This window comes from Wolbachia endosymbiont of Nasonia giraulti (assembly GCF_048054155.1).
GTDB classification, from domain to species: domain Bacteria; phylum Pseudomonadota; class Alphaproteobacteria; order Rickettsiales; family Anaplasmataceae; genus Wolbachia; species Wolbachia pipientis_C.
The window spans coordinates 1-10,174 of the sequence record NZ_JAFEVH010000032.1 but is presented as its reverse complement, the minus strand read 5'-3'; the positions used below and the strand labels follow the sequence as shown (position 1 = coordinate 10,174).

Below are 10,174 nucleotides of genomic sequence, written 5' to 3'. Positions count from 1 at the left end.
ACTATATATATTCCAATAGCCCCAAACATCATATTGCAGAATGAGAGGACTGCACTACCAAGCCCTATACCTTTGATCGTTTCTAAAGCAGAAGTTACGTTATTGCTTATTATTAATGCAAGTCCGATATTGGCTGGAATCCAAGCAGTTTGAAGAATGAATATATTCAACTTGTCCGCGAAATAAAAATATACCAATAAACTATCGGATATTATCGGTAACACCAAACCTATTATTAGCATTTTGCTAACCCCTACTTTTGGTACATACCTTCTATTAATTAAAGTTCCAATTATGTAGAATATGACTATGATCGATATGAGGTAGCCAAAATACTGTACTTCAATGCCCATCGATTCAAATATGAACGGGTAGTTAGCAATGTATGCCCAAAGCCACATGAAAGTTAATCCATGAATGGCTGAAAACCCAAGGAAACGATAATTTCTAAATATTGATATATATTGCTTGAAGATATTAGTAGTTATGTTAGTTATACTGGTTTCATTTTTATTTACAGTGAGTGTTTCTTGTAACTTAAAGTAGATAAAAATAAGTATAGCAATTGCCGCGAGTGACATAATAAAAAACAAAAATTTCCAATGATACCCATGTGAAATTATATAACTGCCCACCACTGGAGCTATTCCAGGTGAGAGTGCCACAACCATATTTAATTTTGAAATTACTCTCGAGTATTCACTACCCGAGTACATATCCCTTATTGCTGCATACCCAACAACACCTGCAACACCAGCTCCTGCCCCTTGTATGAAGCGAATTAGTATCAAGAGCATAATACTGTCGGCTATATAACACATGACACTTGCCAAAGTAAAAATTGTCATACCAATCAGCATCATTGGACGCCTACCATAATGGTCCGATAATGGACCATAAATTAAGCCAGATACCGCAAATCCAACTAGATTTAAGCTAATTGTAAGCTGCACTACACTGCCTTCTACTTTAAAATAATTGGCAATGCTTGGTAGTGCAACTGAGTATAGGTCAGTTGCCATATCGACAATTGCTACAGACAATATCATAATAAGAGAGATGATATTTTGCGAAAGAGCTGTTTTCACTTAATGATTTACTGGATTAAATATACTTAATTATAATGTATTTTTTTCATTAGTATATTAAATTAACTACTGAAATTAAGAGTAGCTATTCAAGAAAAAGCCTGTGAAGGCTCTATCCAGTAGGGCAGTGCCATGACTACTTGGATCTAGTTTCCATTATACAATTTCATCAAAGCAGTTTACTTACTTGCAATTAAGTTTCTGGATCCAAGTAGTCATGGCACTGGGATGACAGGAGAAGGAGGCTACTTAGATGACACCCTCCTAGTGGATTCAAATCACAATGTTCGTACAGTTATGTGCTTTGACACTGAAATCTTAAGCTAAAATCATGAAAAGCACGAATTTCAATATCTTACCTTTGATTATTCACTTTAAGCTTTAAGTCTTCAACAGAAGATGCATTTGCCTCACTTACTACCTTTAGTGGTTCACCAAGGCTATGTTCCACTTTTGTCTCAAATTTAAAGCCCAATTTTTCGCAAAGCTTCTGAAAATATTCAACAATAACATCAAACAAATTCTTACCACTTACTTTGTAGTTTTTTAGCTCTTTAGGAATGGTAAGAAGTACTTTACCATCTTCATATGTTACATTTTTATCTTCACATTTCAGTTTAAACTCCGCTGAACTGCAAAAACCTGGTGTTTCGATATATGTACAATCATCATAGTTAAGCATTTTTGTATATTTCATGCTAAAACTAAGCTTTATACAATTGGGTTCACGACAATCCATAATATACTCTCTTGTCATACAGTTGCTTTGCGTTGACAAATGAAAAGATCCAAGAGCTTGACTCATATCATTAGGAAGAAAATGAGTATATCCGCCCTGATAATAGTTATTTATTAACTCCTCAATAATAGAGTTATTGGGAATTGTTGCACCAACGTGTTTAAACATTTCTGTAAAAATTTGTCTGAGAAATGGACGATAATTCCCTTTTCCGTTTTCATCCCGTAGAATTAGATTTTTATGTTTTGAATACAGATTGTTAATAAATTCGTTAGTTATTTTTTGTCCGTTAATAGCAAGGCCGTGTGTTCTATTAAGATCCTTATATGTTCCCTCACCAGAAATTACTTCGTCCCAAGTGTTAGCTTTGAAATCAGCATATTTGAGCTTCTTCACTTCAGCTTTCAACGCATTGACCATTTCCTTTGACATGTTATATCTCTACCATTAATACCTGTATATTAATTCTAGCACTTACTTTATTAAATTTCAATTACTAAATGAATTTATCACTTTCACTTCCGTATTTTCCAGCGAGTCACCGTAAGTCACTGCTTTTAGGTAAAACTTTTTTCCCCTTTGCACTTCGAAAGATATTACTGAATCATCAAGCAGAGTAAATTTTTCACCTGCGGTGTGCTGATACTCTTTGGTGCCCTCTTGCCCTCTAATTAGGTTGCTAAGCTTATATTTATTTTTATCTATAAGTTCGGCACTCTGAAATTTTACTATCTCTTTTCCAACCAGTGCTAAATTGCTTACATTTATAGTACTAACATTAGTGCTTGTAAAACCCTCTTCTGTCATCCCAGTGCCCAGACACTGGGATCCAGGAGAAATATGGTCAAGCGCTGGAATGACACCATCACTTAAATAATGGTTATATGAAGAACTCAATACACCAAAACGTAACACTACTATAAGCCCCTCGTCGGTAGATTCCATTACATATCCGTAAGTAGACTGCTTGTTTGTGTTTGCGATAGGCTTATAATCCTTATCGTTGTACGAAATAAAGAGTGTTGCTCCTTTCCAATTCTTTTCCTCACTAATTAAAGTAAAGCTTGCACTATTACCTTTAATATCCGGTAAATCTATCATTTCTACGATGGTTTTGCTGATATGAGAAGGAGGGTATTCCTTCAGCATAAGTGACCTTGTTGAAGGAAAAGAAAGCTTATATATAGAGTGATCATAACCAACGCCAATTACTTGAATGGACATGCTTTCAAATTTCGTTTTTATAATTCTCACCGTATGTTTTTTCTCACTGTCTAAAATCGTTATTACATCACTTGGCACAAGCCACGCATATTTTATCGGTAGCTTGAAATTGTATATATTTCTCTCTTGCCACGAAGAATAAAGTAAAACCTCAGCGATATTTTGCGCCTCTCCCTCCTCCATAATGAGCGGTATTTCAACTGTTATAGCAGCGCCTTGCTTTGGCAACTCAGCATATTTAACATCAATTGGATAGCCAAAATTGCGATTAAAATAAACGACGTTAACTTTATTGTTTAAATCTAATTGACTGATATTAGCAAGTTTTGAATTGTTACTGAAAACCGTTTCACCAATTGGTATTTCAGTCGTAACTCCCCTGCCCTTTTGGACAAATTTCAGTTTAGAGTCCTGTTCAACCACATCAAAAAAATAGCAACTTTGCAGCATTTTAATAATTGAACGTACCGATTGCTGGTCATTTATTACATATCCAGACAATAATCCTTTAACATCACTCGTATCGAACTGATCGCTTTTTAAACCTGCTTTTTGTAATAGATCCGATAAAACATCGGAAATATTAAGCTGTGAAAGCTTTCCCTGAATCCAATGTCCTGTCTGCCAATTATGGCAGTCAGTCCACATATCACACAAATTGGGGAAATAAGGAAATGGCCTTGCATCCCATGCCCAGAGAAACATTTTTTCTACCATTTCCGAGCTTTGCCACTTCTTTAGCGTTCCTTCAATTGCAATTTTTTGCGAAAGAAAGCTCACCTCTCCGTTTGAATATCGTGGATATTTGCTCTCTATGCTGCCTTTATCAACAAACACATTTGGCTCATTAGTGCAGCCGTTCATACTGGGAAATCCATACTCAGTAAACCATATTTTTTTCATTTTTGGTTGCCATTTCGTTTTACTACCACTGGGGTTTATGTGAGTTTCACTCCACCATTTCTCTATATTTTTCCACGCATACCTGCTGTCGTTATACTTTACTTTTTCAGGTTCACTCTTTGAGTAATCATAGAAATAATCATACCCCACTCCACTGCTCCAACCACCCATTACATCTTCCGCGGAATAACCAAAAGGAGGCTCTGGACCATCAGTCAGTGGAAAATAAGCATCTATGCCAATAACGTCGATGTACTCTGAAGACCAAAGCTCATCCATATTATACCAACCATCATATGAATGGTATTCACTCCAATCAGCAGCGTAAGTTACCGTTACTTCTTTTCCAAGCTGAAGTTTTATTCGCTTTGCAAGCTTAACTAGCTCTATAACGGCAGGGTAATTCCCTTGTTCATCCCTGATTTTGGTAAGTTGCGCAAATTCAGATCCGATGATAAACCCTTCCACTTTAGTTTGTTTGGCAATGCTTGCATAATGCTCTATAAATTTGTTATATTGATTCTCAAAAAAATCACTTATATCCCCAGGGGTCCCGCTCAATTTTCCTCGCCACTCTTTGTTCTTTGTGTCAAGTAAGGGCATTGGATAGAGCATCACCTTGTAGCCTCTGCTGTGTAGCTCTTCTATATATCTTATCAACGCTGCATCACTAACTGTGCCACCATACCTTGGGTTTCCACTCGCATCTTTTGAAATTAGCTGAGCATTATCTCTGGTTACACCCCCTACTTGCCAATCATCAGGTAATATTGCGGAATCATCTTGAAATTCAACTGCAGTATATATTTTACAATCTTTAATGTTCAGATCATTCACAAACCAATTGACTACCACCGACACCAACTCAACATTTGGCAAATCTTCTTTTAATTGATCCAAAGAAAGCATTGCATCGCTCTTTTTAGTGTGGTTGTTGTGATTTACCCTTTGCGCCAGCCCATATGGGATATATTGGTTGCTGCTTATTTTCTCTTGCGCGATTTTCTTCTGTATTTTTGTATCATATACAAACTCACCTGAACCTGGTATGATATTGATATTCCGAATATTTTCCGCTATTGAAAACCCAACGGGCTTTAATGCAGTTCGCACTTCAAATGTAAATATCGGGACGCGATTGTTATAGTCTGCTAAAGGAAAATTCTTGATGACTATGTAAGATATTCCCCTATAAGCCGGCACATTCCCCTCTCCTTCAATTGATGACATAAATGGATCAGGATTTTGGTCTTCTCTGCCGCTGTAAAAAGTATAATCTATTTCATCAAAGCTAAGTGATGTTGTATCTGCCCAGATTCTGTTTAATTTTTCTACTTTCCCCTTGCAGATCGCAATTGCAAGCGTTGCGTAGTAATTATATGTAACGTTCATACCTCTTCCAATTTTGCTTTTGGTGGTTATCGCCTCTTCTTTTATTGGCTGTGACCAAATAATGTTCCCTGCAACACGAGCAGTGCCATAGATAATTGGAATCGTTCTGCCGTAGGTTGAGGTTTGAACTTGCAGATTTTTTAGTCTCGCACCATGCGTTACTTTTTGCTCGGCATCAAGGCCGAACATTGCCCCATCTAGCTGTGCACCAAGAAGAGCACCGAGTTCTGAGCCGATAATCCGGCCAATTGGACCAAAAATGCTGCCTGCTTGACCAAAAATTGATGATAAAATTATTGTAGACATGGTAATCCTCCTTTTGATAGATTTTTTTGAAATTGTTGAGAGAAGATCCAAGTGTCACGCTACTTGGATGACAAGAAAGTGGTACTGGGATGACAGATACTATGATAAGAAATTCAGCAGCTTACAATGGATAGTTGAAGTTTTTAATTAAGAAAAGCACACAAGTAAATCGTGTAGCTATAGTTATTGTAAGCAACAATGAAAAAGTGCGGAAGTGAAAAATTTATGTTGATTTTATATTAATTTTTAGTACAATTTAGCATTATAATCTGGGGGTGCCAATGAAATTTGAAATGTCGGAAGAAAATAGTAAAAGAGTCTTGTCTGGTACAAAATGGATTACTAATGTTGGTCAAAACTATCTTACATCACTGAATAATAGCACTAAACCAACTAGTTCTGGAAAAAAATTAATCAATGCTTTTTTACTTGTTCCAATCATCGTGCCTACTGCTATAACAGCATTATCTCTTAGCTTAACTATGCTTTTTTTGAATGCTGTTAATGTTCAAAAAGATGATTCTAAATTATCTAAAGTAATAAAGTTTATAGTTAGCTCTCTAATCTATATAGCTGCTACCGTGGTTTTAATTCCGTGCATTGTATTAAATCTAATAATTTCACTGATACCTGGTCTTATTTTTTATTACATTAATAAAGACATGTTTAGTCAAAAAGACATAGAAAACAGTCAAGGTCAACCAGTAAATAAAGTTGAGATAAGTAATGATAAAGAATACAATGAGCGTGTTGAAAAAGAAGCTAGCATATCAGGAACTGACCAACATCAAAATAATGAAGAGCACGAGCAAAATGAACTAAGGAGTAATAGTCAAAGTAATTCAGAACAACACCATTCAGCATATAATCAAGCATTAGTAAGTAATGGTCAACTACATAATCAACCGACTGTAGAAGTAATATCTCGAGAAGTGGGTAATACGCGATTTGTAGACCAGACTGTTATAGCAAAGGATATAAATAATGATGGTATACGAGATGGTGGAATGATGATGCGAACAGTTGGAAATGATCGTAACTTCACTGCTTGTGGTGTTGTTACCGGAAATGCTACTAATAAACAAGAAGGTTTCGCTACTGCTATGGGGTTTTCATGTAACATTGTTGAAAATGGAATAGATTTCCAACTTGGCTGCAGTATGCGCACTGGAACTGACAAAAAGCAAGCAATTAAACATCTTAAGCAAAGTGAATCAGCGCGAACTTTGCTATCTGGTGATAGTGGAATATTGTCTATAGAGCAGTTTGGTAGCTCACAACGAAAGCAGTAATTATTTCACCAGCGGCAAAGTAATACCATGCTGATTCATATATTTTCCTTTCATATCATCATATGATTTCTCGCATTCACTTTCGCCGCTTAAAAATACGAATTGGCATGCGCCTTCATTAGCGTAAATTTTCGCAGGAAGTGGAGTGGTGTTTGAGAATTCGAGTGTGACATGACCTTCCCATCCAGGTTCTAAGGGAGTAACGTTTACTATAATTCCACATCTTGCGTAAGTTGATTTACCAACACAAATGACCAGTACATTCCTTGGTATACGAAAATATTCCACTGTACTTGCAAGCACAAAGCTATTTGGTGGAATTATACATACGTCTGTTTCCTTATCTATGAAACTATTCTCAGAAAAATTTTTAGGGTCCACGATGGCTGAATTAACGTTAGTAAAAATTTTAAATTTATTATCCACTCTTGCATCGTAACCATAAGATGATAGTCCGAAAGATATAACACCTTTGCTGCTTTTGTGGTTCACAAAAGGTTCTATCATTCCAAAATTTTCAGCTTTTTCTCTTATCCATTTATCTGGCATAACTGCCATAATTGCCCCTTAAAGTTGTGTAATACTTACAATAATATAAAATAAAATTTAAATGTAAACTGTAGCTTTTGTCATGCAATTAAAGCTTTTCAGTTTGATTTTTTATTACAATAATTAGATTTATGTTCTTAACTAAAAATAATGCTTAGAAACTTTCTCCTGATTTTTGTATTCGTATTATTCACGCCGCTATCAAATGCTGATGCCAGGAAATACATCAGAATTGTTGGATCTTCAACTGTTTTTCCTTTTATCTCGTTTATAGCCGAAGAGTTCAACCGTGTATTCTCCTTTAAGACTCCAGTTGTGGAATCGATAGGAAGTGGATCAGGATTCAAAATGTTTTGCTCAGGAATAGGGGAAGACACTCCAGACATCACCACTTCATCTCGCCCTATGAAGGAAGTAGAAAGAGAACTATGTAAAAGGAATAAAATTAATGAAGTGATAGAAATCATCATTGGCTATGATGGAGTTGTCATTGCAAATTCAAATCAAAGCCATAGATTTGATTTCACAAAGAAGGACTTATTTGAAACTTTATCTGCATATTCTCAAGAAAATGATAAATTAGTAAAAAATAATAAGAAGTTTTGGTCTAATGTCAATCAAGCCTTACCAAAAACAGAAATTGAAATTTATGGTCCACATCAAAATACAGGTACATACGAAACTTTGGTTAATTCTATTATGCTTGATCAATATTCATGCATGAACTCGAGAATTTTCAAAGAGAATTATAAAGATCAGGAAGAAAGAAAGAAAGCATGTGGTAATATAAGGGATGACGGAAGGTATATAGAAGTTGGAATTAATGAAAATATAATAATACAAAAATTGAAAAGTAACAAGAACGCCTTAGGGATATTTAGTTTCAGCTTTTTAATGAGGAATCAAGATAAAATACAAGGGAGCACAATTGCAGGAATTGAGCCAACTTACGAAAATATATCATCGGGAAAATATATATTAGCAAGACCTCTATACCTTTACATAAAGAGGGAACACTTGGATACTGTTGATGGATTAAGAGAATTCGTAAAAGAAATTATAGATTCGATCGGCATTGAAGATGGGTACCTATCTAGGCTTGGTCTAATTCCACTTTCAAGTGAAGATATAAAGAAAGCTTCAGCAAAGGTTTATGATATAACGTGACGGCAACGTTTCTTTTATATTCTTTGTTCTAGCGTAGTCAGACCCAGCGCGGCGCGCTGGGATGACAATGGATTACTGATTAGGCAGTTCTGCGTTGTTGCAACACCCAGAAACAACCGGGTTCAAACTTTTCGTATTTGGACTTTCTGATTTCTCACAAACTCCTCCAATATAAGCTAGTACAGCCAATGCTGAAACTGCTGAAACTTCTAAAACTAATGCAACTACAGGATATGCCAGCACATAGGCTGCAATAGCACCAACTACGCATAGTCCAACAACGCCTAGAGCGATCTTCCCTTTGTATTCATTAAGCTTTATTTCTCTGTCCTTTTTATAACCCTTAACTTCTTGAATAAAGTCTTCAAGCCATCCCTCACCAGCTATATTAGCATACTCTTTTTGTTGCTTTTCAAGAGAACCTATTATATAGTTATCTTCTGTATTTTGACCTTCTCTATTAACCATGTGGTCTTCAAGCCAGAAGTTACGAACATCAGGGGAAGCTTTATCCCAAAGAAGTTTAGTGATCTCTTTTATCTTTTCAAATTCTTCTTTGCCAAGATTTCTTTCATAGTCAACCATCAGAGGATAAATTAACAAGCAATCAATATCAGTAGCATCACTCCAATATACATTTCGCGTCAAAACACTTTCTACATCTTCACCGCAATTCTCTAGTGCTGTTTTAACTTGATCAACATTAAGACTTCTTATTGCACGCCTTAGTGCCATATCAAGATCCATTACCCTCTTGTGCTCTTCTATTTCTTGAATAACTGTTTTAAGAGCAGGTATGTTATAAAGGCCAAATCCTCGAAAACTCTCTATTGCACGACAACACACAAAATCACGAGTTTTCTGATTAGCAACTTTCCAAATTTGTTTAATGATCTCTACGTTTTCTCCAATTTCTCCTTGAACTTTAACTCCAGCGTCAAGACCAATAATAGCAAAATCTAAAAAATTATCTTTGTAACCAGCCCCAATCCCCTCGTGGTTCAAAACTGCTTGTATATTATCACATTCATTATTGTCGAATATGCCCTGGACCTTTTGAGGGTAGTTATTGCTAATTGCTATAATTAATGAAGCTCGAATTTTTTTTTGTATATCAGTTAATTCAACCATATCTTACCTCTAATAAAAATTTAATTATCACACATATTTACAAGTAAATCAAGTATATTGTTAATAACTGTTAATAAAGGCCAACAAAATGCTTGACGTTAGAGTAGCTTTTATGGCTTTGTATAGCGAGGAAGTAATTCTATGAAAAATCATCAACGTTTACAAAATTTGCGTTCAATTGTATTTATTGTGGGAATATTCCTATTGCTGTTTAGCTTAGCAATGCTTATTCCTGCTATTACTAATAAATGTCTCAGCTACAAATGGAAAAATTTCCTCGCTGGATTCATAATTACCTGCACATCTGGCGCAATTTTTATTTTACTCGGTAAATTAAGTAGATTGCATGGAATGCCAGCAATTTTTGCGATTACTAGTTGCAC

At 35.6% G+C, this 10,174-nt stretch carries 7 protein-coding genes and 1 pseudogene; 3 read left to right on the top strand and 5 right to left on the bottom strand.

The window, feature by feature from the left end:
- From JR312_RS04635 to JR312_RS04625, 3 genes are all read right to left on the bottom strand, one after another.
- Positions 1 to 1,088: Bcr/CflA family efflux MFS transporter (locus tag JR312_RS04635; RefSeq protein WP_465219118.1), on the bottom strand; the 1,088-nt coding region annotated here is incomplete at its 3' end.
- A 355-nt stretch (positions 1,089 to 1,443) separates the two neighbouring features.
- A complete protein-coding gene (locus JR312_RS04630; RefSeq protein WP_022626257.1) occupies positions 1,444 to 2,259 on the bottom strand; it encodes a hypothetical protein in 816 nt (271 codons plus the stop codon).
- A 57-nt stretch (positions 2,260 to 2,316) separates the two neighbouring features.
- Positions 2,317 to 5,652 carry a glycoside hydrolase/phage tail family protein gene (locus JR312_RS04625; protein WP_416647842.1) on the bottom strand — a complete coding sequence of 1,112 codons (3,336 nt, stop codon included), beginning with the start codon at positions 5,650 to 5,652 and terminating at the stop codon, positions 2,317 to 2,319.
- Between the two features lie 281 nt (positions 5,653 to 5,933).
- Here JR312_RS04625 and JR312_RS04620 point away from each other — a divergent pair, with 281 nt between their 5' ends.
- A complete protein-coding gene (locus tag JR312_RS04620) occupies positions 5,934 to 6,944 on the top strand; it encodes a hypothetical protein (RefSeq protein WP_244226867.1) in 1,011 nt (336 codons plus the stop codon).
- Here the strand turns inward: JR312_RS04620 and dcd are convergent, their stop codons facing one another.
- Complete coding sequence (gene dcd, locus JR312_RS04615) at positions 6,945 to 7,502, bottom strand: dCTP deaminase (protein WP_006280485.1); 558 nt, start codon at positions 7,500 to 7,502, stop codon at positions 6,945 to 6,947.
- A gap of 141 nt (positions 7,503 to 7,643) precedes the next feature.
- Here dcd and JR312_RS04610 point away from each other — a divergent pair, with 141 nt between their 5' ends.
- The gene (locus JR312_RS04610) at positions 7,644 to 8,660 is read left to right on the top strand and encodes a substrate-binding domain-containing protein (protein ID WP_070356802.1); all 1,017 of its coding nucleotides are present in this window, start codon (positions 7,644 to 7,646) and stop codon (positions 8,658 to 8,660) included.
- A gap of 72 nt (positions 8,661 to 8,732) precedes the next feature.
- Here the strand turns inward: JR312_RS04610 and JR312_RS04605 are convergent, their stop codons facing one another.
- Complete coding sequence (locus JR312_RS04605) at positions 8,733 to 9,791, bottom strand: hypothetical protein (protein WP_244226868.1); 1,059 nt, start codon at positions 9,789 to 9,791, stop codon at positions 8,733 to 8,735.
- Positions 9,792 to 9,932: 141 nt separating this feature from the next.
- Between JR312_RS04605 and JR312_RS04600 the strand changes: the two are divergent.
- Positions 9,933 to 10,174 (top strand): annotated as a pseudogene (locus tag JR312_RS04600) (TrkH family potassium uptake protein); the annotation flags it as partial.